The organism is Vibrio sp. TBV020 (assembly GCF_046056895.1).
GTDB lineage: Bacteria > Pseudomonadota > Gammaproteobacteria > Enterobacterales > Vibrionaceae > Vibrio.
Genome location: NZ_JBEEAQ010000003.1, coordinates 2,292,124 through 2,318,946, shown reverse-complemented (window position 1 = coordinate 2,318,946; position 26,823 = coordinate 2,292,124). Strand labels below are relative to the sequence as shown.

Below are 26,823 nucleotides of genomic sequence, written 5' to 3'. Positions count from 1 at the left end.
AATGGACTTTTCTCTGATTATCGACAGCCTACCTATCTATCTTGACGGGCTATGGACAACAGCGTGGCTAGTTTTAGCAGCGTTAATCATCGGTTTATTTATCGCAATCCCATTAGGTGTAGCACGTAATAGCCATAACTATCTATTCAATGGGCCAAGCTGGGCATTTATCTACTTTTTCCGTGGAACGCCTCTGCTCGTACAGCTTTATCTCATTTACTACGGTATGGATCAGTTTTTCCCAGTAAAAGATACATTGTGGGAACATGCGTGGTTTTGTGCGCTTGTAGCATTTGTCTTGAACACTTCGGCTTACACCGCGGAAATTATTCGTGGCGCGATTAATGGATTGCCAAAAGGGGAAGTGGAAGCGGCAAAAGCGTATGGTATGAGTACGTTTAAGACTTATCGTCGTATTATCTTACCAAGTGCATTACGTCGAGCTTTACCTGCGTACAGTAATGAAGTGATCTTTATGCTTCACGGCAGTGCAGTGGCTGGCATTGTTACCATCGTCGATTTAACAGGCGCAGCGCGTTTGGTTAACTCGCGTTACTACGCACCGTTCGAGTCATTCCTAACGGCGGGCTTGTTCTATATGGCATTGACCTTCATTATTCTTGGCTGCTTCAAGGTTGCCGAAAAACGCTTCCTAGCTTACATGAGACCACTTAGTTAAGGTCACTTAGGCTAAAGCTAAAAAAGGCTTCCTTGTGGAAGCCTTTTTTAATGTTTCTGACTCTAGCTGAGGATGATTAACACGGTACCAGCTAAAGTCATCAATATATTGGCGATAGCATAAGTGCCGGCATAACCGAGAGCAGGAATAGTAGACTTTGCGTACTCGTTCACGATGTCCATTGCTGGTGCACAGGTACGAGCGCCAATAATGGCACCAAATAGTAATGCGCGGTTCATTTTTAGTAGGTATGCCCCAACTAAATAAGCCAATACAACAGGCACAACACTGACTAAGAAAGCCAGACCAATCACTTGCGGGCCAACCTGCGATAAATGCTCGAACATCTTACCGCCCGCACTTAAGCCTATTCCAACCATAAAGAACATCAAACCGAGATCTTTGACCATATTTAGCGCCCCTTGAGGGACATAGCCAAAAGTCGGGTGGTTAGCACGTAAGAAGCCAAGAGTGATACCCGATAGCAAAAGACCTACTGCATTACCTAATCCGAAAGAGACTTGGCCAAATGTCATGGTGATCAAACCAAACATAATACCTAAGATGAAGAAGCTACAAAAAGCGAGCAGATCCGCCATCTGGCTATGAATCGAGATGAAACCGATTTTTTCTGCTAGACCGTGAACACGACTTTTTTCGCCACTGACTTGGAGTACATCCCCCTTCGCTAGCACAATATCGAGATCCATCGGCATTTCGATTTGCGCTCTGACCACTCGGTTAAGGAAACAGCCATACTCAGACAAGTTCAAATCTGATAGACGTTTGCCTGCGATCGAATCACTTTTTACCACGATCTCTTCTTCGACAATACGAAGGTCAAGTAGGTTACGATCGAATACTTCTTTGCCGTTTCTGAAGCTTGGATCGAGACGAGCGTGGCTGTCTGGGAAACCTACAAGTGCAATTTCATCACCTTGTTGCAAGATAGCATCACCGTCTGGGTGGGCAAGAATACCATTACGACGTATACGTTCTATATAGCAGCCCGTTTGACGGTAAATACCAAGCTCACGGAGGTTTTTACCATCAATCCAATCTATAAGTTCTTGACCTACGCGGTAAGCACGGATGATAGGCAGATAAACTTTACGTTGGCCTGAACTACCTAAGCCACGCTCTTGAGCGATTTGTAATGCCGAATCAGACAAATTTTGCTTTTGAAGTTTTGGTAATAGCTTGGCAAACATGATCATACTGATCAAACCAACCAAATAAGCCATCGCATAACCAACGGATAAGTTCTCGATAACTTGAGAAAAATCCATGTTACGCGGTGTAGTTGCCAAGCCTGAGTTCAAGGCGTCTTGCGCACCAACTAACACTGGTGTTGATGTCAACGCGCCAGCCATCATGCCCGCAGACAAGCCAAAATCGAGCCCAAAGTGGTGACTCGCAAAATAGGTGATACATAATGCTGTGGATAGTACTACCATGCTTAAAATGAAGTAGTGTTTTCCATCCCTAAAAAAGATACCAAAAAAGTTTGGACCGGCCTCAATGCCAACACAGTAAATAAACAGCATAAAGCCGATGGTTAACGCGTCTGCATTGAAAGTAAAACCAAGGTGACCCATAACAAGCGAGGTAATAAGCACGCCAATTGAGTTACCAAGTTGTAGATTGCCAAAGCGAATCTTTCCGATGCCTAAGCCGATCGCTAAGACTACGAAAATCAAGAGGATAGGGTTTTGTTCGAGCAAAAGTACGACGTCAATGTTCACGGGCAAGTCTTGTATTGGTGCCAGAGGGTAAGATAAGTGTGCGGATTGTATCTGAATATTGCAAAAAGATAAGTGAAAATTTTTAGAATTTACGATTAGTTGACTTGATATCAAAAAGTGCTTTGGCGCTTAGCGCCAAACGTAAAAAAGCCGCTTACGAGAAGCGGCTTCTTCAAATTCTTTTCGATTACTCGTCGAACAGACCTAGGTGCTCTTTCGCGTATGCTTCGAAATCATCACAGCCACCGATGTGCTCTTGATCTACGAAGATTTGAGGAACAGTTTCAACAGGCTTACCTACTGTTTTTTCTAGGTCAGCTTTAGAGATACCTTCTGCGTGGATATCTACGTAGCGGTAGTTGAAATCATCGCGTTTTGCTTTAAGTGTTTCAGCGTGCTCTTTTGCACGAACACAGAAAGGACAAGCTGGGCGACCAAAGATAACAACGAACATATTTCTTTCTCCTTTAAATTGTTATCTGCAACTATGCACGAATCATTGACGGAAATAAAGTGGCATTTGCCTCTTGTTTCAATAGGCGAAATCTATCGAACAAAAATTGAACCTTATGACGCTATTTCCTAGAATTTGAACGTGCGTTAGGTCGGAGAAACCACAATAAATCAGAGGTTGTTTCCTACAAGTTGCAGTGCATCAAGTTAATTTCTTCGGACAAAGTGCAAGCTTGAGAAACGACAAGGAATAGGAGCGTACAAGATGTTTCAATTTATGACCTCCACTCGCATTATTTTTGGTGAAGGCGCATTGCAATCCTCGCTGTCTGTCATGAATCAATATGGCTATAGTGTCCTACTGGTCACGGGTAAAACCCTCGATCGGGCGGCACCAATTATCTACTACCTAAAATCCCAAGGAATGCGTTACCAACATGTCTCGATTAATGGTGAGCCTAATATCACCATGATTGAAGAAACGGCACTTACTGGGCGTAAATTTAAGCCTGATATGGTGGTGGCGATAGGCGGTGGGAGTGTGCTTGATATGGGCAAAGCGTTGGCTGCCATAATTCCCAACCAAGGTGACGTCTATGACTATGTTGAAGTGGTAGGACGGAACGTCCCTCTGAAATCTAAACCGTTACCTTATATCGCGATACCAACCACTGCGAGTACGGGCTCTGAAGTGACGAAGAATGCTGTGCTTCGCTCAGGGCAAGATCAAGTCAAAGTCAGTTTACGCAGTCCAGATATGTTGGCGGATGTCGCAATTGTCGATCCGACGCTTACCTACGGTACAGATCCTTACCTTTCTGGGCGCGGAGCGATGGATGCTTTTACACACCTAATGGAAGCTTATGTGTGTGGAGAACCTAATCCACTGACTGATATGATTTGTGAAGAAGGGCTACGAAGACTCGCACAATCCATGATTGCTGGTTGCTTACAAGATGATCATCGAGCCAGATCTGATGTTTCTTTTGCCGCTATGTTAGGTGGAATGGCGATCTCTAATGCGAAACTTGGTGCTGCACATGGCTTAGCATCAGCGTTGGGGGGAAAGCTCGATGCTCCTCATAGTGTCATTACAGCTCGCTTAGCACCTTACGTGATGTTAGAAAATATCAGAGCTGCAAATGAAGCGGGCCGTAGCGATGTGCTAAGCCGTTATACCAAGCTTGCACAAATACTTACTGGTCGAATCAACGCCCATAAAGAAGATTCCGTGTTGTGGGTGAACATGATGCTGGAAAGATTGGGTATTCCTACGCTAGATAAGTTTGGTGTTTGCACCACTTCATTTGATCTTGTTGCTGAAGATGCGCTTAAATCGGTTGCGATTAAGGGTAATCCACTGCCTCTAACATTAGAGCGCCTACACTATATTCTTGAACAAGTTTGTCAGTGTGGAGGAGAGTGTGCAGATAAAGCACTCAATGGTTTAGGAGCGTCAGCTTCGGTTCTACATATTAGCGTAACGGAAGATGAAAGTCGGCTGACAAAAAGCTAACAGTGATGAGAATAAAAAAACGGAGCAGTAATTGCTCCGTTTTTTATTTAGAACTGAGATAGTTTGTCGTAGCGAGAGTCTTTTAAAACATCTTTAACGCGCTTTAGGTTTTCTCTAAAGCCTGAGCCACGACGTAGCGTAAAGCCTGTCGCCAGTACATCGATGACTGTCATTTGTACGACACGACTAGCCATTGGCATGTAAACGTCAGTATCTTCTGGCACATCAAGTGAAATTGATAGTGAGCTTGCTTTATCAAGAGGAGAATCTTTTGCCGTAATAGCGATAACTGTCGCACCATTTTCACGGGCAAGATTGGCGATTTCCACTTGGCTTTTCGTTCGACCTGTATGTGAGATCAGCACGATAACATCGTTATCAGTACAGTTGATGCAGCTCATGCGTTGCATCACAATATCTTCGAAACAGGTAATCGGAATATTGAAACGGATAAACTTGTTTTGAGCGTCCTTCGCAACCGCTGATGATGCGCCTAAACCAAAGAACGAGATGCGCTTAGCCTGAGTTAGTAGATCGACTGCGCGATTTACTTGCATAGCATCAAGACTATTCTTCGCGACATCTAGACAAGCCATTGTCGATTCGAAGATTTTATGCGTATAAGCATCAGGACCATCGTCCTCTTCGACGTTACGGTTCACATAAGGTGTACCGTTCGCAAGGCTTTGTGCTAAATGAAGTTTAAAGTCAGGAAAACCTTTGGTATCCAAACGACGGCAAAAACGGTTAACAGTTGGCTCACTTACATCGGCCATTTTAGCCAGTGTAGCAATACTAGAATGGATAGCAGTTTGAGGTGATGCCATAATGACTTCGGCAACTTTACGCTCAGACTTACTAAAGTTTTCTAGGTTCTTTTGAATTTTTTCTAATGTGTTCATAGTGTTCACGAGGGTATAGAGAACAACTCACTGGATAAACCCATATTAATGACAGGAAACAAACTGTTCCCTAAGGGGCAAATACAATCCAGCGCCATGGAGCCAGTATAAACCTAAGCAAAAGGTTTACGGCAACTTTTCTACTAGGGAATTGGCCAATATATGACAAGCCTCAAACTAAATTTTGTTTAAACTACAGAATTGGCTTCTGTATCGACAAATATTTGAACGTTGAGGCTTTCATTGATAGAGAAATTACATTTTTCTAGAAAGAAAATTTCAGTTTTCACTCTATGAATTGTGGATATTGTTGACTAGTTGCTCGATTCTAGCCATTAGTTTCGGTGCTTGTTTTGCGATCTCTCTTTGTTCTTCTAGTACCGAGCTCAAAATGTCACACCCTGTTAGCGGGTTGGCAAGAACCACTCTGAATACGATGGTATTTAATCGTCCCCAACGCTCAGGGTTTAAACGTGTACGAGAGACAAAAGACTTACCAGTTTCGCGCTGTCGTTTTTGAATAAACTTGGTGAGTTCATTCAAAAGTTCGTTTAATTCTTGAGTTTGCTGACCTGATGAAAGTTCTAGTGCTGCCTGAATATGTTTCGGTACATATCGGTACGTTAGTAGGCAAAGTTCAGGCTCTGAAACGAGTTCGAAGTCTTCTTGTTGCTCAATATGATTGGCGAAAAACTTTGCTTTCTCAATACTTTGGTCGATAAGTAATTCATAGCCAGGTCTACTGATGATGTGCATCGCAGCGTAGACGAGCATCGCCATGCCCGAGCGGGAACCCTCAAGGGTATGGCTACCTAAGTCTTTAGATCCTTTGCGAAGGATATACTGCGCATGGTGTTCAATGGACTTCATAGCATCTGGATTTTTGAACAACACCATGCCAGCACCCATAGGGATGTATAACTGCTTGTGCGCATCAATAGTCACTGAGTCAGCGAGCTCTACACCATCTAGAAGATGGCGATAGTTATTTGACATTAAAGTCGCGCCGCCCCAAGCTGCGTCGACATGGAAGTGACAATCTTCTTGCTGACAAATCTGTGCGATAGAGCTGAGAGGGTCAATGCTGCCAGTCTCGGTTGTACCTGCGACACCAATTACCGCAAACGGCTTAATATTTTGTGCTTTGAGCTCCACGATTTTTTCATGAAGAGCTTGAGGGCAGATTCGATTGTTGTTGTCTGTTTTAACTGCAACAAGACCTTCTTGACCAATGCCTAGGACATCGGCGGCCTTCTTAAGAGAGTAGTGACCACGTTCTGAAACCAAAACAGCTAATCCTTCGTAGCCATAATGTTTCATTGCCTTGAAAAGTCCCTCTTTTTCTACGCCTTTAAAATGGCCTTGTGCACGCAGCGCGTTATTTCGCGCTACCCATAGAGCGGTGATGTTGGCTATTGTGCCGCCAGAGCAAAAGGCGCCTAAAGAGTGATTAGCACTGTGCATCCATTGGCTGTAAAACTGATCATCTTGACCATAAATGAGTCGGTGAAGCATACCGAGCACTTGGCGCTCTAAAGGGGTAAATGCTTTTGACGTTTCAATTTTTACTAAGTTTTGATTGAGTGCGATCATGATCTTAGACAGCGGCATTAGAAAGTAAGGCAGTGCCGAGGTCATGTGACCGATAAAACTTGGAGCGGACGTGTGAACAGAGTGCGAGACTAAAGAATCAAGCAGGTGTTGAGTATGTTCTGAAACAAATTCGGGTTGCTCAGGAATTGATGCATTAGAGAAGTCTTTCTCAATTTCTAGCAGGGGTTTTTCTTCTGCGACGATGTGCTCACGCAGAAACTTATTCAAGTTGCGCGATAACTTCTCTTCAATTCTTGTTAGCGTTGAGTCTGGCCCTTCAGGTACTGTGAAAATTCGAAGTAAACTTTCGAAGCTCACATCAGCCGTTTTGTGTTCCGATTTCATACAGCTTACATTGCTCTAATCTTTTTTATTGCAGCGCGACAATCTAAACGAAAACGGGAGCAAAGTCCCGCCTTAATTAACGAATCTTAGATTTTGTAATGCGCTAGTCGCAGAATCTAGCTAAAGACCCTGCGCGCAATAAGACTACTCACATTTGATTGATTCTAGCTGTTTAATCGATGAGTTGTATCGCTTAAGCGCTGCATCAATCTTAGTCGGGTGACTTAGTAAGTCAGCAAAAGCAGAACGTAGTTCGTAGTTTTTCTCATGAGGCTTTGATTGACGATCATTGAACGTCACTTTTGCTAGTTGTCCAAGTTCATCACTACGAGAAGCAAGTACCTTGATGTCTTTTTGTTCTAGCTGTAGCCAAGCTTCGACTGGTTGAGCAGTGGCTACTTTAGTTTGATCTTCTGTTAGGTAATAGTGGACGGCTGCGCGATTTAATTCGAAGTGATTTTTACGACCTTCTAGGAACCATTCGCTTACTTCTGTTAGTTCAGGGTACTGTTCGGAAGTTAAGCTTGCTAAGTCTTCGTACCAATGCAGAGAAGCATCAATGTATGCGTCGTACTTTTTAGAAAGACAAGTGTTATCTGCCGCTGCAGCAAAAGTAGAGGTGGTGCCTAGCAGCAAGGCAACGATCATGCGTTTCATAATGATTCCTTTTGAAGTTTTATCTTATTATATTTTTTATCATTCAGAACAATCCAAATGACTTGGGCAATGAAATAAGGGCCAATAATAGAGAAATTGTTGGATGATTCCTGCGATCTAGCCTGCAAGAGAGACAAAGAACAACATCATTACTGGGACAAGTAGACTTAATATGAAGCCACTAACGATAGCGATAGGTACACATCTTACACCGCCCGTTGTTTGAATGACGGGTAGGGTGAAGTCCATTGCAGTAGCGCCAGCGTAACCAATAGAAGTACAAGGTCTAGTTCGAATGAAGAGTGGGATCAATATTAAGGCAACCAACTCTCGAAGCAGTTCTATCATAAATGAAGCGCCACCATAAACAGGACCAAATGCATCACCCATCAAAATGCCCGCCAGTGAGTACCAACCAAAGCCAGACGCCATTGCTAAGCCTCGGTATATATCAATATCAAGGATCAAGGCGGAAATTAATCCTCCGACCATTGAGCTAGCAATAATCACTAGAGCGATGACCATGCCATGCTTGTTAAGTAGTATTTGACGAAGCGTTAGGCCGCTATTTCGTAATTGGATACCGATAAAGAAAAGCAATAAGAAAAGAATCCACTCACTCGCGGTATCTACCCAGCTCAGGTCAAAAGGTAAGGCGAGGCCCAAAATAAGCCCACTTCCAACGACTAAAATCAGCTTTGCCGATTCCATTGCCATTGATGATAGCGGCAGCTTCGTATTAGCCGAGTCAGTTTTGATTGGCAGAAGTTTATCAACTAAAGGTAATACCGCTAGGTTCGCTAGGCTTAAGCAAACGAAGAATACAGCGGTAGTCTTAATAATAAGCTGTAAATTTTGGCCGAGGTTATCTAAGCCGGCCAAGCTTAATCCCATTAACGACAAAATGACGTAGATAAGATTAGAGGTAGTGACGTTGATTGTGTCGAGAGTTGATTTTTTGGATATAGAAATTAGATACCCCACCACCAATGGGGCAAAGATAAATATCATCCCTGAAAACATGGTACATCCTGTCTAGTGGTTATAAGCCACTTGCACTAATTAGTTCATCAATCTGTGTGTTGAACTCACTATCACTTAAATTACTGAGTTTGTACAGTATATCTGCCCCAGTGACATCAATTTCCACGGTATGTTCATCTATCGCGTCATCCTTGCGACGATACATGAGAATGTGATTAGCGATACGTGCGATATCGAGATACGTGATCAATTGTTCAGATGCTTGAATACTTTCATTAGAGGCAACTTCTAAGAAGTCATTGTCAAACCCCCAACTTTCTAAAACCAGCATGCTGGCTTTAGAGCACTGTCTGTCGAACACTTGGAAGGCTATCTGCTCATCCAGGTAGTTACCTTGCTCTAAATAATTGTGATACTCATTGACGATACAGAACAGGCCAATATCAGCAAGTAATCCACATAACAGGGCTTTATCTGTTTCGATATGACGGTATTGCGCTTGTCCACTGTCCTTAAACCCACGTGCTACGAGAACCATGGTTGCTGCTAGCTCACGAGAATTACCGGCACTTTGCACCAAGATTTGATTACAAGACTGACTCAAATTGATGGAGTGTTTTAGTTGTTCGATAGCTTGAGCAGTTACGATGTCACGAACGCGGAGGATTCCTAAGCGAGAGACGGCTGTTACAAGGTCTGTACAAGTTATGTTTCGACGATTAAAGATCACCGAGTTTGCAACTCGAATCACAATTGCGGCCAAACCAGGGTCTTCAAGAAGCAAGTCAGCAATATCGGTAATAGTTGTCGATTCTTGGGTACATTGCTGTTGAATTTTAAGAACAACATCTGGGATAGGAGGAAGGGATATTTTCCTCGAACTGATTGCGTGCTCAATCAGGCTAAAAAACTCTGATTCAATGCCCTTGAGCAATAGATCGCCATTCTCTGGCAACCAATAGAAGGATAGGTGATTCATACATACTTAAGGATTATGACACTGTTTACAGTGTAACGTTTCTAAGTGCATATTAGCAAATGATAGATCACTTCTATTGATAATTTGCGTAGCATTTTATTACTGAATTCTGAGGAGGTTTTATAAATAGTAAAAGTATTAAGCTGTGATTTACTTCCCAATAATCTCCCAAATATATGCAATTGGTGTGATTCATGCACAGACTTATTTCGTTTCGTTAACTATCATTTACCTTACTTGTTTTATCGCTTGGGTTAACAATAAAACACAACATAACCTAAGTGAGTTTTAAATTTTTCGCTTATAACTGCTGCTATCTGGTGATCATAACTAATCGGGGTTTTAGATTAAGGATCAATGGATATGACAGAGCAACAATTTATTCAATACGTGACAAAATTCGGTGACTTCCAAAAGCGTTCGATGTTTGGTGGTACGGGTTTGTTTAAAGAAGAAGCAATGTTCGCGCTCATCAGCGCTGACAAAATATTTATTCGTGGCGGTGAAAAGCTTGATGAACAGCTAAACCAACTTGGTTGTGAAAAGTATCGACACGTTAAGAAACAAACGACAGCAACAGTAAATTATTACGACATCACTCAACTCTTCAACAATAAGCACGAAGATCTCGCCGAGTTAGTGGAACAGTCTATTAATTACTCTGTGACTCAACGTGAATTCAAACGTTCTTCTGCTAACCGTCGTCTACGTGATTTACCTAACATGCAATTGACTCTTGAACGTATGGTGAAAAAAGCGGGCGTTGAGGACGTAGATACATTCCTAGAGCTAGGTGCGTCAGCGGTGTTTTCTCGCGTAAAGCAGGCTTATGGCAGTGATGTAGATGTGAAGCTATTGTGGAAGTTTGCTGGTGCGATTGAAGGCATTCACTGGAAACTAATCCAAGAACCTCGCAAGCGTCAACTGTTAGCTGGTTGTCACTAAGCTGGTTAACCGACCAAAATGAAATGCTCAGATGCAAAAGGATTTGCATGTAAAAAGCCGAGGTGTTAAACCTCGGCTTTTTAGTATATCAAGATCAGCGCTTAGAATTTGAAGCGAGTAGTGAACATAAACTGATCACCGTAGTAGTCGTTGATGCGTAGCTCACCACCTAGAGAGAATAGCTCTGTTGAGTGGAAACGAACGTATGCTGAACCAATCCAATCATCGTTATCATCGATTGATACGTATCCACCTTTACCACCAACTTCTAGCTGTGGGCCTAACCATTGACGTACGCCAAGGTTTAGCTCCATACCAGTATCGGTACCTTTTGCTGCACCGTCATCAACTAAGCGAAATAGCATTTCACCAGTAAGGTCTGCCCAGTTGTTGATTGGAGCGTGGAAACCGAAACCTGCTGCTGCATCGTAATCGCCTTCAAACTCAGAATCGATACGACCGATTAGGTGCGCATTCGGGTGTACGGATTTGCTCATTGCGGCACCAAAAGTAACCGGGCTTGCGCCAATTCGAGCTTCTAGGTAGTCATAACTAAAGTTGCTCATTACCGCCGGGCTATTTGGGTCGGTTTGAGCAAAAGATTGACCAGATGCTAGCACAAGTGCTGCAGCTAAGATTGTTTTACGCATATTGACGATAAACCTATATCTTGTGAATTTCCTTGGTCTTTAGCGACGGGCGCCATGACGTTTAATACGACATGATAATGCATCATAGCGACTGCCACTATAGAAATGTCATTGTTTTGTCGTTATTTATATAAGAAAGCAATACACGTGCCAACCTTTGTTCGTTTATTCGCCATAGTTGAGACGGTTTTTTGCGACCGCTTCGAAAATCTTTTCAGTATCTAGGGCTGCAGCCCAAGGCATCAAATCTTTTTCATTGTCGATGATATAGGCTGTCAGTTGCTGTTTTACCGCCTCCCTGAGTTCATCGCCACGCCATGGCTTAGCGATATAGAAGTCGAGGCTTGAGTGGTTAACTGCTTCAACGGTATCTTCTAAGCCTGCTTGTCCCGTGAGTAATAGCTTTTTGGTAGATTGGGTATCAGCATTTTCGTTTAACTCGATCAAGAACTGAATTCCCGTTTGTTCTGGCATTATGTGGTCACAAACAATAAGCGCCAATTTTATGTCTTGTGAAAAACATTCATCAATAAGTTGTTTGGCTTCCTGTACTGACTCTGCGGCTTCCAATAGGAAATGTTCTTCAAAGCAATCCAAGTCTTGAATGACGCTGTCTAATACTTCACGTTCATCATCAACACATAAAATGAGGTATTTGTTCATTCTTGGCTCCTTGTTGTTAATTGAGGTTGGCTTAAAGGAAGCCAAACGGACATTTGGGTAAATTCTCCCAAGCATGAATCGACAGAGATTCTGCCCCCATGCTGGTGGACGATTTGTTGACAGACAGATAAACCGATCCCTAGGCCGAAATTACCTTCTTTTTTTGTTGTGAAGTTTAAAGAGAAGATTTTATCTTTAATGTCATCGGGGATGCCTGAACCATTGTCGGTAAAAGAGATCACTGCCCATTCTTGCTCGTTTTGTTGGGCTAGCTCGGTGGTAATGGTAAGTAACCCTTTTTCAGGAAACGCATCGATGGCGTTGGAAATTAAGTTAGTCCAGACTTGCTGCAAAGCTATCGGTAAACAGGGAAGTTGAGGGAGTTCACTGTATTGGCGTTCAATGGTATGAAACTTCAATTTGTTTTCAAAAATGACCAAAGTATCTTCGATACCCTCATGGATATCCGCGACTCGAAAGCGTTCGTCATCGGAACGTGCATACCCTTTTAAACTTTTGACCATATCGGCGATTCGCCCTGCGCAGACGCCGACAGACCTCAGGGTACTTCCTGCAAAATAATAGTCTTCAAGGCGCTCTAATCGTTCTAGTGTCAGGTCTGGTGAGTGTTGCGATTCATCTGACCAATGGGATTGCTTTTCCAATCCGAGTTTGACCAGCTTTTTGGCGATTCGGCGATTAGCAACTTTCTGATTAACTTGATTGGTGAGTTCTCTTTCAGCGGCTGTAGACCTTGGTCTTTGTGTTAGCCCCAGTTGCAAAACGGATATACCGTCATCACCAACTTGCTCGATTGAACGGGAATCGAGCAGTGTTTGTATTTTGTTGGTTAACGTTTCAGTTCCCCTCAAAATAGCAGCAATGGGATTGTTCAGCTCGTGTGCTACTCCGGCAACAAGCTGACCAAGCATGGCCATTTTCTCTCGTTCTATGAGTTGTTGATGGGCGTCTTCAAGTGATTCAAGCGTCTTTTGTAGTTGTAGCTTAGTGTTGATACTACGCTGTAGGCGGCGGTTAAAATGACGTAAGAGTAAATTAGTAAAGAGTGGCAATAGCGATGTATTTGAGTGCATCACTTTTGCGAACACTTTGCGATCGAGTTTAATGACCTCAGTTTCCGTCAAGGTGACTGCTGTAGAAAAGGAGGGCTCTCCAGTAACAAAAGACATACCACCGACAATGTTTCCTTGTGAATGTCGGACGACTTCTCTTTGGATCCCAATATCATCTTTTTTATATAAAGCGACCGTACCTTTAGTGATGAACCAAAGAAACTGATTCTCAGTCCCTTCAGTTGTCAGTAAATGGTCGCAAGAGTAGACACGTTTGGCCCGTGTTTCATCATTTTCTGCGAAGAAATCTAACAACGCACCAGTGACTTTTTCCGCAAGCTGTTGGTCTGAAAGACTATGATGATCAGTGATGAAACCTTCACGATAGTGACGCATCTTTTGGTCAATATGGGTTCTAAGTAATCTGTGCTGGTCGAGCACTTGGCTATAGGAGAGTAGGTTGTCTTTATCGTTTTCAAGGATGAAAGTTGTTAGCTCTTTCTGGGCGGTTTTGTGGACCAAGTTGTCTTGCAGTGGCTTGGTTAAACAGTGATCGAGTCGACCGTCGTTTACCGCAGACAAAATCGCTTGGATATCTTGGCCACAACTGATCAAAATTTTCCGTGCGCTTTTGGTTAGGTCGTTTTTGTCTAATTGGATGAGGAAATCGGCACCATTAAACGACTCGTGATGGCTCGCGATCACTAGGGCCACGGTTTGTTTTCGCTCAGTACAAAATGTTAAGGCAGCGTGGGCTTCTTCAATACTATCAGCACTATGCAAATCAAACTTGGCGGCAAGAGGGCTAAGTTCACGGCGAAGTTGCTCAATGCTGATCGGGTTACTGTCTAAACAGAGTACGGAAAATTGATTCACAAGTAGGCTACACTTTAAACACAAACACTAGCTACAGTAACAAGGAATCAATCGAGGTACTGGGAGCTAGATATGAGATTTTTCATTGTTTTTACTTGAAAGCCAATACACTGATTTATCTCAATGTTTTTTCGTGTAGACTGAAACAAATCTTAAAATAAGAAACGAATACCATGGAACTTAAAAAACTCGGCGCCATCGGCGGTGCCATTGCGCTTGCGTTATGTTGGCCTCTCGCGGTTGGTCAAATTGGTCAGTCAGTGATTGAAGATGGCATTGCGAACATCTCTTCTGACTCAGTTCACGCTGAAGTTGTTAAGTACGAACGTGGATACTTATCTTCGTCAGTTACGACTCGCTATACGGTGTTAGACCCAGTTATGGCAGAACAGTTAGCTATCGATGGTTTGCCATCTGAGGTGGTAGTTAATAGTGAGATCAGTCATGGACTGGTAAGTTTAAGTGCACAGTCTGTTTTGAAAGATATGCCAGAGTTTCCTTTAACACTGGATACCACGACTCAACTTAACGGTAACACAGACTTTGATTTACAGCTTAGTGCTTGGAATCAAGTAACAGAGGGAGCCGAAGGTGCGATCGTTTCAGTGACGCCTTCTAGTTTGAAAGGTCACTTGAGTGTTTTAGGTGATATTACTTACGATCTGGATGTTCCTTCTGTTGAAATTGATTTTAACACGGGTGAAAAAGTTCTGATGTCAGGCTTGAGCGGTCAAGGGACCGGCAAGAAAATGAACAGCTTTTGGCTAGGTGAGCAGACTCTAAAAGTGGAGCAAGCATCCATCGTCAACGTTGATCAGACTCCGTTATTTAGCATGAATGATAGCCAATATACCTTCCGTAGTTCGTTTGATGAAATGGCTAAAACCGTTAGCAGTCAGCATGTGGTCGATCTTAAAGATCTTCTCACTGCAGATGGTAACGTCGATAGTGTATCAATCGACCTTGCTTTTGGTGATTTGGATAGTGAGTCGTTCGAGAAACTGGTTGATTTGTATCAAAACAACCCAATGCTCACTAGTGCTGATATTGAAACGGCAATTCCGTATGTAGAAAGCTTATTTTCCAAAGGTTTCTACCTGGCTATGAACAAAATGGCTGTTAAGTTGAGTGAAGAGAGTGAGTTCGAGTCTAAGTGGAAGATTACTGTTCCTGAAGGGACGAGTAATGTGACTCAGAATCCTGCCATGATATTGCCTGCATTGACTGGTGATTTGAATACCTTTTTCTCTAGCGGCTTAGTGACTGAGTATCCGTTTATCAAGCAAGGCATTGATGAAGCCATGGTGATGGAGCTGATTCAAGAGACTGAAAAAGGTTACCAAATTCAGGCGGAGCTCAAAGAAGGTAATTTAGTATTTGAGAACGGTCAACAGATCCCACTTATGGCCTTGCTTCTGCCTGCGCTGATTCAACCATAATTGCAACATTTAGCTGCTTTAAGGGAAAAGAGGTCTTAAGACCTCTTTTCTTGCTTTTTATCAGTGGCGAAACATGGTATTAATCGAGTAATTAGTTATTGAATCATGTGCAAGGAAAGACAAAATGGGCAATGTGTTTAACTTTAGTGCGGGTCCTGCGGGCCTACCTAAAGCTGTGATGGAAAAAGCGCAAAAGGAATTGGTTGATTGGAACAACCTAGGCACTTCTGTCATGGAGATCAGTCACCGTAGTAAAGAGTTTATTAAGGTTGCAGAAGATGCAGAACAGGATTTACGCGATCTGCTGAATATTCCAGACAACTACAAAGTACTGTTTTGCCAAGGTGGTGCTCGGGCACAATTTGCAGCAGTTCCATTAAACTTATTGGGCTCTGCAACAAAAGCGACGTACATTGATGCAGGTTACTGGGCTGAAAGCGCAATTAATGAAGCCAATAAATACTGTCAGGTTGACACGTTTATTGCGAAAACAGAAATTGATGGCAAAGCAGCGGTGATTAACGCATCAGATTGGCAGATAGATTCTGAATCAGCGTATGTTCATTTCTGTCCTAATGAAACGATTGATGGTATCGAGATTTCTGATCTTCCAGAGACAGATAAACCAATCGTTGCTGATATGTCTTCTAACATTTTGTCCCGCCAAATTGATATTTCGAAATATGGTGTGATTTACGCAGGTGCACAGAAAAACATCGGCCCTGCTGGTATCTGTATCGCGATCGTACGTGATGATCTTCTTGAGCTGGCGAATGAGCTGCTTCCTAGCTTTATGAGCTACAAGGTCCTAGCAGAAAAAGACTCAATGTTTAATACTCCACCAACCTTTGCATGGTACTTATCAGGTTTAGTATTCAAGTGGCTTAAAGAGCAAGGTGGCGTAGCGCAGATGGAGAAGATCAATAAGCAGAAAGCAGAATTGCTTTACCAGCAAATTGATAACTCTGATTTTTACATCAATAACGTTCATCCACAAAACCGTTCTCGTATGAACGTGCCATTCCAACTGGCGAAACCGGAGTTAGATGCTTTGTTCTTAGAACAAGCAAGCGCTCGTGGGTTAGTTTCTCTAAAAGGTCATCGTGCAGTCGGTGGTATGCGAGCATCTATTTACAACGCTATGCCTCTTGAAGGGGTCCAAGCGCTAGTGGCGTTTATGCAGGAGTTTGAAGCTAAGAACGCTTAAAACCTATCTAATTTCACATTGAATAAATCTAAGGTCTCGCTGTTATCAGCTAGACCTTTTTTATTATAAAACGGCGCCCCTCTATTATTTATGAACTAGGCTTATCTACTAGGTTACTGATAAAAGGGTTTATAAGTTGGGACGCTTTCCAGTTTTTATTGGCCTAGGGGCCGCTATTTTTCTTATTCAAGCTCTGCTGGTTGGTCTCACGGTGCCAGCAATGTTGTCTGCAGGCTTTATAACTTTTCTTTTTTTCTTTCTCATTGCAGGCGTGAACTCCTCCCACAACAATTCTTATCAAAAAACCACACAATCCTTAGCAGCCGTATTGCTACCTAAGCTACGAGAACAGGCAGAAACCTCGAGTGACTTTTCTCATCAAGCCATTAACGAACTCAGTACTAAAGTTCAGTCGATGCGAGCCATTGCCGGTCAAATAAAGCAGAGCGATGTAGCTCCAAATGATGAAATTAAACAATACCGAGACCAGATGGAGCAGATATACAAGGAGATGCTCGTTTTGCTTCAGTTTGGCGACCGATTACGGCAGCAGCAGCAAGGAATCATTGAAGGTGTCCGTATTATTGAAGCAGCGATATCCCGGTTAGATAGCTGCGGTTGGGATGAAAACGAAATTGCAGAAGCGCTCGATCTTATCGAACAAAAAACTCGCGTAGAGAAAAACAAATCCCCCCAAGATGAAGGCAGTGTCACGTTTTTTTAGGAATTGAAAATGCAGAAAACAATCATGGTCGTTGATGACTCTGAATCACTTAGACAGGTGGTTAGCATTGCGTTAGGTGGTGCAGGTTACCGAGTGATTGAAGCAAAAGATGGTTTAGATGGGCTCGCGCAACTAGATGGTGGCAAAGTTCATCTCATCATTAGTGATGTCAATATGCCCAATATGAATGGTATCGACTTTGTTAAGCAACTCAAAACGTTAGCTAAATACAAGTTTACTCCGGTGATCATGTTAACAACAGAAAGCCAGCAATATTTAATGGAAGAAGGTCGCAAAGCCGGAGCGAAAGCTTGGATGGTGAAACCCTTTAGACCAGAACAAATGCTAGAAGCGGTCAACAAGCTACTGGCGTAGAGGGGAAGGGCTATGTCTAACTACATCTATGTTCTGCCCGCAGAGCTTACGATCTATGAGGTAGAAGAAACTTACTCAGAATTGAATGCCTCTCTTCAAGAGCATGACGATGTTCAGTTAGACGCTCAGCACGTGGTAGAGATAGATTCGGCGGGCTTTCAATTATTAATGTGGTTCGTTCTTCAGCAAAGGAGCCAAACTAATGAAGTTAAATTACTTAACCCAGCTTCAGCTGTTAGTACTTATTTAACATTCTTTGGGGTTGAGACACTGAGTGTGTAGAGAAAAAGATGACTGAATTCGATCGGGCTATTCAAGTATTTATCACCGAGTCATTGGAATTAACCGATGACGTAGAACAGCTGTTGCTCAATCAAGAACTATTAACAGAGTCTTTCCCAGATTGGATAGACGAATTGTTTCGCGCTATCCATACCATAAAGGGCAGTGCAGGTTTGTTTGGTTTTGACGAAATAACCACCCTTGCTCATGCGATGGAATCACTGTTGGATCAAGTCCGCCAGAAGACTACTCCAGTAGATGAATCGCTACTTGATGTCTTAATGGAAGGGAATGATGTCATTCGTCAACAGGTAATGGCGTTAAACGTTAATAGCCCGATGCCTAACGCTGAAATCGTGATTGAGCGCTTGTTGCCATATTTAGTCAAAACCCTCACCACTCGGAAAAGTGAAGATGTCACTGAACTAGCAGAGCCAGATAAGGTTGAGCAGGACGGAACTTGGCATATATCGCTACGGCCTCATTCAAATGTCTTTAAGGATGGGCTCGATCCTATCCGCTTTATTCAATATCTAGGCACTAAAGGTGAGCTTACCAATGTTGCGTTAGTGACTCATGCGCTTGAGCAAATCCTCGATGACAAAGATTCCAGTGCGTCTTTTCAACCAGAAAATAATTATCTGGGATATGAGATTCGCTTTAAAGGGAACATTAACCGAGAAAAAATCTTAGATGCGTTTGAGTTTATCCTCAATGATTCAACCGTTGAAGTTCTCCCTCCTGACAGTCCTGTTGAAAGTTACTTTGAGCTTGCTGAGCGACTACCTGAGCCTACTGAAAAGCTAATCGACCAATTTGCCGAACTAGACGCAATCACTGCTGAGCAACATAAGCAGTGGTACCAAGCCGCTGAAGAGAAGACTCAATCATCGCAGCAAACGACTCGCTTACTTGACCACCCAAAAATAAAAGCGTCAAAAACCTTAAGAGTGGAAGCGGAGAAACTTGACCAATTGATCGACCTTGTTGGAGAGATGGTGATCATGGGGGCTCGCACAAATTTACTTGCCCATCAAACCGGCTATGAGCCGCTTATCGAATCGATGGCTTTACTTGAGAGATTGGTTGAAAACATTCGTGATAGCTCTTTGCAGCTCAGAATGGTGCAAATTGGTGATACGTTCAGCAAGTTTAAGCGCATAGTCCGTGATACCGCCAATGAACTCGGAAAGCAGGTTGACCTTGTTGTGAGTGGCGCGGATACAGAGCTGGATAAAACCTTTGTCGAAAAGTTAAGTGACCCTTTGACCCACCTAGTACGAAATGCCATTGACCACGGAATTGAATCAACTGAAGAGCGAATCAAAGTCGGTAAGCCAAGCTGTGGGACGATTCGTTTAAATGCTTACCATGATTCTGGCTCTATTGTGATTGAGGTGACGGATGATGGTAAAGGCATTGATGAGATTAGAGTCCTTGAGCAAGCTCGCCAGGCAGGTATTGTGGCTAATGGGGGCACACTAACCAAAAGAGAAATATGGAAGTTAGTCTTTGAACCTGGCTTTTCCACGAGTGACGAAGTCACAGACCTTTCTGGCCGCGGTGTTGGTATGGATGTGGTTAAGCGCAATATCGAGCTTCTTCGCGGCAGTATCGAAATAGAAAGTGAGGTTGGGAAAGGCAGCCGATTCATTATTCGTCTGCCTCTAACTTTATCTATTGTCGATGGGTTTATGTTCAAAGTCGATGGTGGAGATTATGTCATTCCACTTGATAACGTTGTCGAGTGCTTAGAACTTAATGAAGTGATTGGACAGCATGGCAGCCGCGACAAGAAGTACGTCAATCTACGAGATGAGGTTTTACCTTTTCTAAGGCTGTCAGAATGGTTCGGTATTACTAACCCTACACCAATAGAGCAAGAAGCATTGATTGTCATCCAGCTTGGTTCGTTAAGAGCTGGCTTAGTCGTTGACAGTTTAAGTGGCGAGTTTCAAACCGTTGTTAAACCACTAGGCCCCTTATTTGAAGGCCTACAAGGAGTTAGCGGCGCGACGATTTTAGGTAGTGGTGAAGTGGCCATAATTTTGGATATTTTCGCACTGATTCAAACAGCATTGAGCCCGACAGAAAGAGTCAATGCAGAGCGCTTTAACTGAGGCATATGAGCGCAATTTTAATTTTGCAGCAAGTTGTCAGACATTAACTTGCTCGCTAGGGAGAGCTGCATGATTGGTAAATTATCGATTAAGAACAAGATAATTGTCGCTATGTGCACAATGGGACTATTGTTACTCGTGATTGCGATTTCGGTACAAGTAAAGAACCGGACGATTGAGTCTTATGCCATCACCGTTGGGAATAAGGAAATTCCCAAAGTTATATTGTCATTGAGCATGCTTGATGAACTCGGGGATATGAACTCGAATGTACTGGAATTTATTACCGGAGAAGCGGAAGAGAAGGTCGACTTTTTAGAAAACTACACGGAGTTTGTGACCTTTTTTGAAAGCTTGAAGCAACTGAACTCCGTTGACCCTGTCATCATCCGACAAATAGATAATCTTTCCCGTCGTTACTATGACGATATGATTAACCTTGTGTTCAATCAGTTTGACCCTAGCTTAGAGAGCCAAGCTGTCGAAAAGTACAACTATCTCATCAAAGAGTTTGCGGACCCGTTAGAAGCGAAACTCGACACCTTGAAAGAAGAAGAAGTTGCTGACGCTGGGACAGGAGATTTTGAAGATATTCTTTATGACGATCTGCCTGGTGTTCGATTATATCTAGAGCTGATCGACGAAGAAGGCGACATGATGTCGGCTCTAAACGCTTATATGCGTGGTGAAGTTGGCGCTGTTAATGCTTTTGAGAAAGAGTCTCGTAATTTCGCTCAGTATCTTAGTGAAATCAAACCTTTAGAAAGAAAGCCTGAAGAGATAAAAAGTCTCGCTTTTGTGGAGCAAATGTACCTTGAACTCTACAAAGGCGGTAAAGATATTTTTGCTATCTACAGCCCAAGAGACAAACTTGAAGCCGCTGCTCAGATCGATAAGTTAGAGCATGAGGTATTCAGTAAACTTGAAAAAATCCTCGATGAAATCAGTAGCACAGCCAATACACAAAGCCGAGACTCACTCGACCAATTGGTTGACCAAGCACGTGAAAGTATCTCATTAGTATGGGGACTGCTTGGCGTGGCTGTGTTGCTCGCATTTGTGACGGCAATGTTCTTGATCAAAGGGATCGTACTGCCAATTAAAGCGCTGTCTGAGGCGGCGGAAGATCTTCGCTCTGGTGAAGGGGATTTGACTCGTAGAATTCCAGATTTTGGCCGAGATGAAATTGGCGAAACAGCCAAAAGCTTTAATGGATTCCTCGATAAGCTACAAAACATCATGTTAGATATTCGGCGCTCAGTTGAAGCTATCGCACACAGTACCAACGAAGTGTCTACCACCTCTCAGATGTTGAGCACAACGTCGAGTCAGCTTGCGTCGAGCGTCGAAGAAACCAGTGCTTCATTAGATCAAATGAGTTCCTCGATCTCAATGAATACCGAAAACTCCAAAGTGACCAATGGTATTGCGACTCAATCGAGCTCTGAAGCCAATGAAGGTGGCAAAGCGGTAAATGACACGGTTAATGCTATGACTGCGATTGCAGAGAAAATTGGCATTATTGAAGACATCGCATACAAGACCAACTTATTGGCATTAAACGCAGCAATTGAGGCCGCAAGAGCCGGAGAACACGGTAAAGGCTTTGCTGTGGTTGCGGATGAAGTGCGTAAGCTGGCAGAGCGAAGCCAGGTCGCTGCACAAGAGATCAGCTCCTTGGCGGACAGCAGCGTCAAAGTTGCACAGCATGCGGGTGACATGCTCAATCGTATGGTGCCAAACATCCAACAAACCGCAGATTTGGTCCAAGAAATTACCGCAGCATCGACAGAACAAAGTACCAGTGTTGCCGAGATTAATAGAACCGTATCTCAATTGGATGAAATTGCACAGCAAAATGCCTCAGCCTCTGAAGAGCTTGCATCAACAGCCGTGATGGTCCAAGAGCAGACCAACGAAATCCGCAATACGGTCAGCTTTTTTAAGTTGACTAGCGGAGGTGAAACTCGCATCACAACAAAAAGGCAGATGCGCGCCCATGCGGCACCGACGAATCTAGAAAGTGGCTATGTCCCTTTTGATGATTGAGAAGGTGAAGTGTAGATATGAAAGAAAAGTATCTGGAATTCAAAGTCGCTGGTAAATACTTCGCGTACCCTATAGATCGCATTCGCGAGATTATGGAGTACCCTCAAATTGAGGAAATTTCTGGTTCTCCAGCGCAGTTACTCGGAGTGATGAACTTACGGGGGCAACTGGTCGTTGTATTTGATATTGCCGCCTGTTTGGGCGAAGAGATTCGCCCCGTATCGACAAAAACCTGTGTGATCGTAACAGAAGTGGTAAGAGAGAATCAGACCTATGTGATTGCCAATAAAGTGGACCTTGTCAGACAGGTGATTGATGTCTCTTCTTCCGATCTTGAAGCGATTCCAGAGCTGGGCGGTTACTTGGAGTCTCCAATGGTTCAAGGGGTGGCAAAGCTTGAACAACGATTACTGACGATACTCAACGTAGATCAATTGCTTTCAAATCGACAGTGGGTGTGGGTGGTAGATCAAGCCAATCGTTCGGAGGTGGAGCATGAATGACGCAATTGATGTGGAAAGCGCCCCTGCAATTGAAGTGCTATTAGTTGAAGTCTCGAGTGAAGTCGTTGCGATACCGATTGATTCGGTTAAAGAAGTGATTGAGTACACCCAAATTACCCAAGTACCGATGTGTCATAAAGAGGTCAGTGGAGTGATCAACGTTCGTGGTAGCGTTGTCCCCGTGGTTGATGCTGCGATTCGACTTGGGACTATGGCTCATCAAACCTATGACAAGTATAGCTGTATCATCTTATATGAGTCGCTCAGTGATAAGCTGCAAGAGAGTGTCATGATTGGGCTGGTGGTCTCAAGAGTTCGTTCAATTAAGTCAATATCATTGGATCGTGTGTTTGAAAAACCAGCGTTTGGTGTGCATATACCAAACCAATATGTCGCTGATATGGTGGAAGTAGACAACGAAACAATACCGCTACTCATTATGGCAGAGCTACTAAACGGGAAGCAGATTAACCAAGGCTTGCTGAAACACCAACAGATGATGCTTTCTCGTTGGGAGTCCTGAGATGAACGCCGCCCTTAACCGAGAACAGTTTCGTTTCATTCAGTCATTAATGGAAAGTAACACAGGGATTCATTTGGCTGAGCATAAACGAATTATGGTTGAGAACCGTTTGGCGTCTCGGTTAAAAGCAAACAGTTGTCACTCTTATGATGATTATTTGGCGGTACTGAATGGGAATGAAAATGATGGGGAACTGCAGTGTTTTATTGACCGACTGACGACCCATGAGACGCGTTTTTTTCGAGAGTCATTTCAGTTCGAACAATTGAGTAAATTGGTCGAAAATTGGAAATCTTCGATTCCGATTAAGGTGTGGAGCGCGGCTTGTTCTACTGGTGAGGAGGTATACAGTTTAGCCATGCTGCTAGAAAGCGTCCTTGGCAGTGCAAAATGGTCAGTACATGGTACAGATATCTCAGAAGCAGCAATTCAACAAGCAACTAGATGTCAATATGACGTCCTCCTTGCCGAACCGATTCCGGCTTCATTTCGACGAGCTTATTGCTTAAAAGGGGTTGGGGAGTTTCAAGGGCACTTCACTATCAATCAATCACTTCGCCGCTTTTGCCATTTTTCTAAGCAGAACTTATTAGCTCCGGAGCACGAGCATAGATTCGATATTGTCTTTTTGCGCAATGTGTTGATCTATTTTGATATCCCCAAACAAAAGCACATTCTCAATAACGTGATCTCTCGTCTTCACCTTGGTGGCTATTTGTTTTTGGGGCACAGCGAAAATGTTCTAAAAGGCCATGCAAAAATGGAGTTTGTTGAAAACTGTCTATACCGCAAGGTGGCTGAATGAAACAGATAAATGTGTTTATTGTCGATGACTCAGCGGTGATGAGACAAGTACTTGGAGAGGTGATAGAAAAAGATCCCCAATTAAAAGTATGTGGAGCAGCACCGGATCCCCTTATTGCACAACGAAAAATGAAGGTACAATGGCCCGATGTCATTGTATTGGATATCGCGATGCCCAAAATGGATGGGATTGCATTTCTGCGTCAAATTATGTCGACGCATCCGACTCCAACTATTATCTGCTCAGCAAAGACAGAAGATAACCCTCAATTAAGCTTGGAAGCGCTATCGTCAGGGGCGGTCGAAGTAATCAATAAGCCCCAAAGTCAGTTGAACGATTACCTCCATTCACAAGAAGTGCTCTCCATAATCAATGCAATCAAACAGGCAGCGCAAGCCAAAGTGAAACCCCTGAAATACTTAGGGTCTGAAAGCTATCGAGTAAAAAATAGTGCGGACGTTGTATTGGACTACGAATCTTGCCCTAAAAGTCATGGCGCGATGAAAGTGGTTGTGATTGGCGCATCGACGGGAGGAACAGAAGCGGTTCGCCAATTTCTAAGTCAGACGTCTGCTAACACAGCGCCAATTGTCATCGTTCAGCATATGCCAGAGAAGTTTACTAAAGCGTTTGCATTGCGATTGGATAAGGAAGTGAATCAACATGTGGTTGAAGCGGAGCAGGGTATGAAGCTCAAGTCTGGCTGGGTCTACATTGCACCTGGATCGATACATACGCTGCTCAAACGCAGAAACAACGAATATTACCTAGAATTGAAAGATGGCCCATTAGTTTCTCGACATAAACCCTCCGTCGATGTGCTGTTTCGATCAGCAGCACAAACGGTTGGTCCTGATACCATCGGTGTTATTTTGACTGGGATGGGGGATGACGGCGCACAAGGAATGCTGGAGTTACATCAAGCCGGAGCGGTAACTTTTGCTCAAAATGAAGCAAGCTGTTTAGTTTATGGGATGCCAAAAGAGGCGGTCGAAAAAGGCGGTGTATCCGGAGTTTATGCGCTGGAACTATTGCCTTATCAAGTACGTAAGTCTTTGGAGATGCGATGAAGAACCTGAGTGACCAAATTGAAGCGATGAACATCGCCTATGTTGTTGTAAATAGCGCAATGGATGTTTTGGAGATTTCCACGCAAGCTTCTGCGTTGTTTCGTGTGAGCAAAGGGCAAGAGTTGTTCGGAGCAAATGTGAGTTTTATTGATGAAGATTTCGCGAGAATCGATCTAGAGCATCAGTTACGTAGTGCCGTAAGTGAACAGAGAGAAATTGAGTTAGAGGTTGGACTAAGTTACCCAGACAAAAATGTAGAGTGGGCCAAACTCTCGCTTATTCGCTACAAAGACTTCTACATTCTCTCGCTTATTGAGCATGGTGAGTTAATTGCTGCTCGTCGTCTTAATAGGCAGCTTTCGACCCAGGACCCACATACAGGGTTACTCTACCGAGAAGCTTTTCTGTCCAAACTGAATGCGGAATATCAACATGGAACAGTCTGTTGCGTAAGGATCTGCAATTATCAACGTATAAACGAAATCTGGGGTACAGCTGTCGCGAACTTGGTGTTTATGGAAGTTCTTTCGCGAGTGTTAAGTGAGTTACCAGAAGCAGTATCAAGTAAGCATTCCACTGACAGTTTTAATCTATTTATTCCCCCTCATATTGACTTTGATGTAGAGCGCTTCTACTCACTCTTGAACGAACCTTTTCACTTTAATCAGCGTCATTTTTTTAGCAATGTGGCGCTAGGTTATTATGTGGAGAAAGAGGGGGATGCTCATGAACTTAGCCTTAATAAGGCAGAAATGGCCATTCTTGACGTGTTGACTGAACGCGTCAGGCTGGCTGAGTTTCAAGAAGAACTCGCTAGACAGATCGAGCATCAAAATAACCTCGAAACAGAATTTAGAGCAGCGCTGAGTAAAGAGAGCCTTGAAGGGGACTTTTATGTTTTGTTTCAGCCGATTCATGAAACAGAATCACAGCGTGTTGCTGGGGCCGAGTGTTTAATTCGATGGAATCTAAAAGGGAAGTTTGTTTCTCCAGTCGAGTTTATTCCCATTGCTGAGCGCATAGGTGACATTGGTTTATTGACTCAATTTAATATCGGTCAACTGTCTCGTTTGGTGGGTAAACTTGAAGCCAAAGGGGTGGATACACACGCCTTGCTATTTGCGTTAAATATCAGCGTGGTGGAGATCTTGGATGTTGAGTTTATCGACAAGCTAATGGCGTCGATAACCAAGTATCAATTATCCCCTCGTCAAATCAAACTTGAGCTAACAGAGTCTGCTTTGATTGATAATTTCAATTATGTAAATCAAGCTCTTGAACGGCTTCAGAGATATGGGTTTAGAATTTCTATTGATGATTTTGGCACCGGCTTCTCAAGCTTAAGTTACTTATGTCGCCTCAGTTTTGATGAGATAAAAATTGATCGAGCATTTGTAACGAATGTGGTTGAGGATACCAAGCTTCAAACCGTATTTAACTCAGTGGCTTCATTGGCGCAAAATATGGCGAAGCCCGTGGTTGCGGAAGGGGTAGAAACAGAAGAACAGCTCATTTACGCCAAAACTAAACAAGTTGAATACATACAAGGTTATTACTTTAGCAAGCCATTACCAGAAGATGAGTTCATTGATTATCTTCTACAAAGAGGATGATTTAATAGATGCGTCGGGTTTGAGCGTATGAAACAAAAAATCGCAACTGAGGT

At 43.3% G+C, this 26,823-nt stretch carries 25 protein-coding genes; 15 read left to right on the top strand and 10 right to left on the bottom strand.

The genetic code is table 11. The features are described 5' to 3' along the window. The first annotated feature begins 1 nt into the window (after position 1). On the top strand, positions 2-679 hold the full coding sequence (locus tag AAFX28_RS18540) for an ABC transporter permease (RefSeq protein WP_408689853.1): 678 nt from the start codon (positions 2-4) through the stop codon (positions 677-679). 62 nt (positions 680-741) lie between these two features. Here the strand turns inward: AAFX28_RS18540 and AAFX28_RS18535 are convergent, their stop codons facing one another. Further along, on the bottom strand, positions 742-2,424 hold the full coding sequence (locus AAFX28_RS18535; RefSeq protein WP_408689851.1) for an aspartate:alanine antiporter: 1,683 nt from the start codon (positions 2,422-2,424) through the stop codon (positions 742-744). A gap of 187 nt (positions 2,425-2,611) precedes the next feature. Beyond that, a complete protein-coding gene (locus AAFX28_RS18530; RefSeq protein ID WP_065740392.1) occupies positions 2,612-2,878 on the bottom strand; it encodes a GrxA family glutaredoxin in 267 nt (88 codons plus the stop codon). Positions 2,879-3,142: 264 nt separating this feature from the next. Between AAFX28_RS18530 and AAFX28_RS18525 the strand changes: the two genes are divergently transcribed. After that, the gene (locus AAFX28_RS18525) at positions 3,143-4,393 is read left to right on the top strand and encodes an iron-containing alcohol dehydrogenase (RefSeq protein ID WP_408689849.1); all 1,251 of its coding nucleotides are present in this window, start codon (positions 3,143-3,145) and stop codon (positions 4,391-4,393) included. A 47-nt stretch (positions 4,394-4,440) separates the two neighbouring features. On the opposite strand, the gene AAFX28_RS18520 is transcribed toward AAFX28_RS18525, so the two are convergent. The 5 genes from AAFX28_RS18520 to AAFX28_RS18500 all read right to left on the bottom strand — a co-directional run bounded on the left by AAFX28_RS18520 (position 4,441) and on the right by AAFX28_RS18500 (position 9,853). Continuing rightward, positions 4,441-5,295 carry a MurR/RpiR family transcriptional regulator gene (locus AAFX28_RS18520; protein WP_004414424.1) on the bottom strand — a complete coding sequence of 285 codons (855 nt, stop codon included), beginning with the start codon at positions 5,293-5,295 and terminating at the stop codon, positions 4,441-4,443. Positions 5,296-5,586: 291 nt separating this feature from the next. Next, positions 5,587-7,233 (bottom strand): pyridoxal-dependent aspartate 1-decarboxylase PanP, encoded by a 1,647-nt coding sequence (panP, locus tag AAFX28_RS18515; RefSeq protein WP_408689847.1) that lies wholly within the window; start codon positions 7,231-7,233, stop codon positions 5,587-5,589. Between the two features lie 144 nt (positions 7,234-7,377). Further along, positions 7,378-7,890 carry a hypothetical protein gene (locus AAFX28_RS18510; protein ID WP_408689845.1) on the bottom strand — a complete coding sequence of 171 codons (513 nt, stop codon included), beginning with the start codon at positions 7,888-7,890 and terminating at the stop codon, positions 7,378-7,380. A 117-nt stretch (positions 7,891-8,007) separates the two neighbouring features. Continuing rightward, positions 8,008-8,913: a lysine exporter LysO family protein gene (locus AAFX28_RS18505; RefSeq protein ID WP_408689844.1), complete on the bottom strand. Its 906-nt coding sequence runs from the start codon at positions 8,911-8,913 to the stop codon at positions 8,008-8,010. A 19-nt stretch (positions 8,914-8,932) separates the two neighbouring features. Beyond that, on the bottom strand, positions 8,933-9,853 hold the full coding sequence (locus AAFX28_RS18500; RefSeq protein WP_408689843.1) for an HDOD domain-containing protein: 921 nt from the start codon (positions 9,851-9,853) through the stop codon (positions 8,933-8,935). Between the two features lie 357 nt (positions 9,854-10,210). Here AAFX28_RS18500 and AAFX28_RS18495 point away from each other — a divergent pair, with 357 nt between their 5' ends. Further along, positions 10,211-10,798 (top strand): TfoX/Sxy family DNA transformation protein, encoded by a 588-nt coding sequence (locus AAFX28_RS18495; protein WP_408689842.1) that lies wholly within the window; start codon positions 10,211-10,213, stop codon positions 10,796-10,798. A 101-nt stretch (positions 10,799-10,899) separates the two neighbouring features. Here AAFX28_RS18495 and AAFX28_RS18490 read toward each other — a convergent pair whose 3' ends face one another. The 3 genes from AAFX28_RS18490 to AAFX28_RS18480 all read right to left on the bottom strand — a co-directional run bounded on the left by AAFX28_RS18490 (position 10,900) and on the right by AAFX28_RS18480 (position 14,060). Continuing rightward, complete coding sequence (locus AAFX28_RS18490; RefSeq protein WP_134833779.1) at positions 10,900-11,448, bottom strand: hypothetical protein; 549 nt, start codon at positions 11,446-11,448, stop codon at positions 10,900-10,902. Between the two features lie 165 nt (positions 11,449-11,613). Then, positions 11,614-12,111, bottom strand: a complete 498-nt coding sequence (locus AAFX28_RS18485) for a response regulator (RefSeq protein WP_408689841.1) — start codon at positions 12,109-12,111, stop codon at positions 11,614-11,616. Further along, the gene (locus tag AAFX28_RS18480) at positions 12,108-14,060 is read right to left on the bottom strand and encodes an ATP-binding protein (protein ID WP_408689840.1); all 1,953 of its coding nucleotides are present in this window, start codon (positions 14,058-14,060) and stop codon (positions 12,108-12,110) included. Before AAFX28_RS18480 ends, AAFX28_RS18485 begins: the two co-directional genes overlap by 4 nt. Before the next feature lie 173 nt (positions 14,061-14,233). Between AAFX28_RS18480 and AAFX28_RS18475 the strand changes: the two genes are divergently transcribed. The 12 genes from AAFX28_RS18475 to AAFX28_RS18420 all read left to right on the top strand — a co-directional run bounded on the left by AAFX28_RS18475 (position 14,234) and on the right by AAFX28_RS18420 (position 26,770). Beyond that, on the top strand, positions 14,234-15,499 hold the full coding sequence (locus AAFX28_RS18475) for a DUF945 family protein (protein ID WP_408689839.1): 1,266 nt from the start codon (positions 14,234-14,236) through the stop codon (positions 15,497-15,499). Between the two features lie 124 nt (positions 15,500-15,623). Beyond that, positions 15,624-16,706, top strand: a complete 1,083-nt coding sequence (gene serC / locus AAFX28_RS18470) for a 3-phosphoserine/phosphohydroxythreonine transaminase (RefSeq protein ID WP_408689838.1) — start codon at positions 15,624-15,626, stop codon at positions 16,704-16,706. A gap of 220 nt (positions 16,707-16,926) precedes the next feature. Then, positions 16,927-17,430, top strand: coding sequence for a hypothetical protein (locus AAFX28_RS18465; protein WP_408689836.1), 504 nt, complete (start codon positions 16,927-16,929; stop codon positions 17,428-17,430). 9 nt (positions 17,431-17,439) lie between these two features. After that, positions 17,440-17,805 (top strand): response regulator, encoded by a 366-nt coding sequence (locus AAFX28_RS18460; RefSeq protein ID WP_408689835.1) that lies wholly within the window; start codon positions 17,440-17,442, stop codon positions 17,803-17,805. Positions 17,806-17,817: 12 nt separating this feature from the next. Next, a complete protein-coding gene (locus tag AAFX28_RS18455) occupies positions 17,818-18,087 on the top strand; it encodes a lipid asymmetry maintenance protein MlaB (RefSeq protein WP_408689834.1) in 270 nt (89 codons plus the stop codon). 8 nt (positions 18,088-18,095) lie between these two features. Next, positions 18,096-20,207, top strand: coding sequence for a chemotaxis protein CheA (locus AAFX28_RS18450; protein WP_408689832.1), 2,112 nt, complete (start codon positions 18,096-18,098; stop codon positions 20,205-20,207). A gap of 69 nt (positions 20,208-20,276) precedes the next feature. Then, entirely contained in the window at positions 20,277-22,256 is a 1,980-nt protein-coding gene (locus AAFX28_RS18445; protein ID WP_408689831.1) for a methyl-accepting chemotaxis protein, read from the top strand. A 17-nt stretch (positions 22,257-22,273) separates the two neighbouring features. Continuing rightward, positions 22,274-22,759: a chemotaxis protein CheW gene (locus AAFX28_RS18440; protein WP_408689830.1), complete on the top strand. Its 486-nt coding sequence runs from the start codon at positions 22,274-22,276 to the stop codon at positions 22,757-22,759. Next, a complete protein-coding gene (locus AAFX28_RS18435) occupies positions 22,752-23,282 on the top strand; it encodes a chemotaxis protein CheW (RefSeq protein ID WP_408689829.1) in 531 nt (176 codons plus the stop codon). Before AAFX28_RS18440 ends, AAFX28_RS18435 begins: the two co-directional genes overlap by 8 nt. Before the next feature lies 1 nt (position 23,283). Continuing rightward, positions 23,284-24,087 (top strand): CheR family methyltransferase, encoded by an 804-nt coding sequence (locus tag AAFX28_RS18430; protein ID WP_408689828.1) that lies wholly within the window; start codon positions 23,284-23,286, stop codon positions 24,085-24,087. Then, positions 24,084-25,157 carry a chemotaxis response regulator protein-glutamate methylesterase gene (locus tag AAFX28_RS18425; RefSeq protein WP_408689826.1) on the top strand — a complete coding sequence of 358 codons (1,074 nt, stop codon included), beginning with the start codon at positions 24,084-24,086 and terminating at the stop codon, positions 25,155-25,157. Before AAFX28_RS18430 ends, AAFX28_RS18425 begins: the two co-directional genes overlap by 4 nt. Next, positions 25,154-26,770 carry an EAL domain-containing protein gene (locus AAFX28_RS18420; protein WP_408689825.1) on the top strand — a complete coding sequence of 539 codons (1,617 nt, stop codon included), beginning with the start codon at positions 25,154-25,156 and terminating at the stop codon, positions 26,768-26,770. The genes AAFX28_RS18425 and AAFX28_RS18420 overlap by 4 nt, the downstream gene beginning before the upstream one ends. Positions 26,771-26,823 lie beyond the last annotated feature (53 nt).

Coding starts and splice junctions, on each gene's coding strand:
- serC (WP_408689838.1), top strand. CDS start 15,624: ATGGGCAATGTGTTTAACTTTAGTGCGGGTCCTGCGGGCCTACCTAAA.
- AAFX28_RS18540 (WP_408689853.1), top strand. CDS start 2: ATGGACTTTTCTCTGATTATCGACAGCCTACCTATCTATCTTGACGGG.
- AAFX28_RS18520 (WP_004414424.1), bottom strand. CDS start 5,295: ATGAACACATTAGAAAAAATTCAAAAGAACCTAGAAAACTTTAGTAAG.
- AAFX28_RS18430 (WP_408689828.1), top strand. CDS start 23,284: ATGAACGCCGCCCTTAACCGAGAACAGTTTCGTTTCATTCAGTCATTA.
- AAFX28_RS18510 (WP_408689845.1), bottom strand. CDS start 7,890: ATGAAACGCATGATCGTTGCCTTGCTGCTAGGCACCACCTCTACTTTT.
- AAFX28_RS18500 (WP_408689843.1), bottom strand. CDS start 9,853: ATGAATCACCTATCCTTCTATTGGTTGCCAGAGAATGGCGATCTATTG.
- panP (WP_408689847.1), bottom strand. CDS start 7,233: ATGAAATCGGAACACAAAACGGCTGATGTGAGCTTCGAAAGTTTACTT.
- AAFX28_RS18525 (WP_408689849.1), top strand. CDS start 3,143: ATGTTTCAATTTATGACCTCCACTCGCATTATTTTTGGTGAAGGCGCA.
- AAFX28_RS18475 (WP_408689839.1), top strand. CDS start 14,234: ATGGAACTTAAAAAACTCGGCGCCATCGGCGGTGCCATTGCGCTTGCG.
- AAFX28_RS18435 (WP_408689829.1), top strand. CDS start 22,752: ATGAATGACGCAATTGATGTGGAAAGCGCCCCTGCAATTGAAGTGCTA.
- AAFX28_RS18530 (WP_065740392.1), bottom strand. CDS start 2,878: ATGTTCGTTGTTATCTTTGGTCGCCCAGCTTGTCCTTTCTGTGTTCGT.
- AAFX28_RS18455 (WP_408689834.1), top strand. CDS start 17,818: ATGTCTAACTACATCTATGTTCTGCCCGCAGAGCTTACGATCTATGAG.
- AAFX28_RS18490 (WP_134833779.1), bottom strand. CDS start 11,448: ATGCGTAAAACAATCTTAGCTGCAGCACTTGTGCTAGCATCTGGTCAA.
- AAFX28_RS18485 (WP_408689841.1), bottom strand. CDS start 12,111: ATGAACAAATACCTCATTTTATGTGTTGATGATGAACGTGAAGTATTA.
- AAFX28_RS18460 (WP_408689835.1), top strand. CDS start 17,440: ATGCAGAAAACAATCATGGTCGTTGATGACTCTGAATCACTTAGACAG.
- AAFX28_RS18440 (WP_408689830.1), top strand. CDS start 22,274: ATGAAAGAAAAGTATCTGGAATTCAAAGTCGCTGGTAAATACTTCGCG.
- AAFX28_RS18425 (WP_408689826.1), top strand. CDS start 24,084: ATGAAACAGATAAATGTGTTTATTGTCGATGACTCAGCGGTGATGAGA.
- AAFX28_RS18420 (WP_408689825.1), top strand. CDS start 25,154: ATGAAGAACCTGAGTGACCAAATTGAAGCGATGAACATCGCCTATGTT.
- AAFX28_RS18505 (WP_408689844.1), bottom strand. CDS start 8,913: ATGTTTTCAGGGATGATATTTATCTTTGCCCCATTGGTGGTGGGGTAT.
- AAFX28_RS18445 (WP_408689831.1), top strand. CDS start 20,277: ATGATTGGTAAATTATCGATTAAGAACAAGATAATTGTCGCTATGTGC.
- AAFX28_RS18495 (WP_408689842.1), top strand. CDS start 10,211: ATGGATATGACAGAGCAACAATTTATTCAATACGTGACAAAATTCGGT.
- AAFX28_RS18450 (WP_408689832.1), top strand. CDS start 18,096: ATGACTGAATTCGATCGGGCTATTCAAGTATTTATCACCGAGTCATTG.
- AAFX28_RS18465 (WP_408689836.1), top strand. CDS start 16,927: ATGTTGTCTGCAGGCTTTATAACTTTTCTTTTTTTCTTTCTCATTGCA.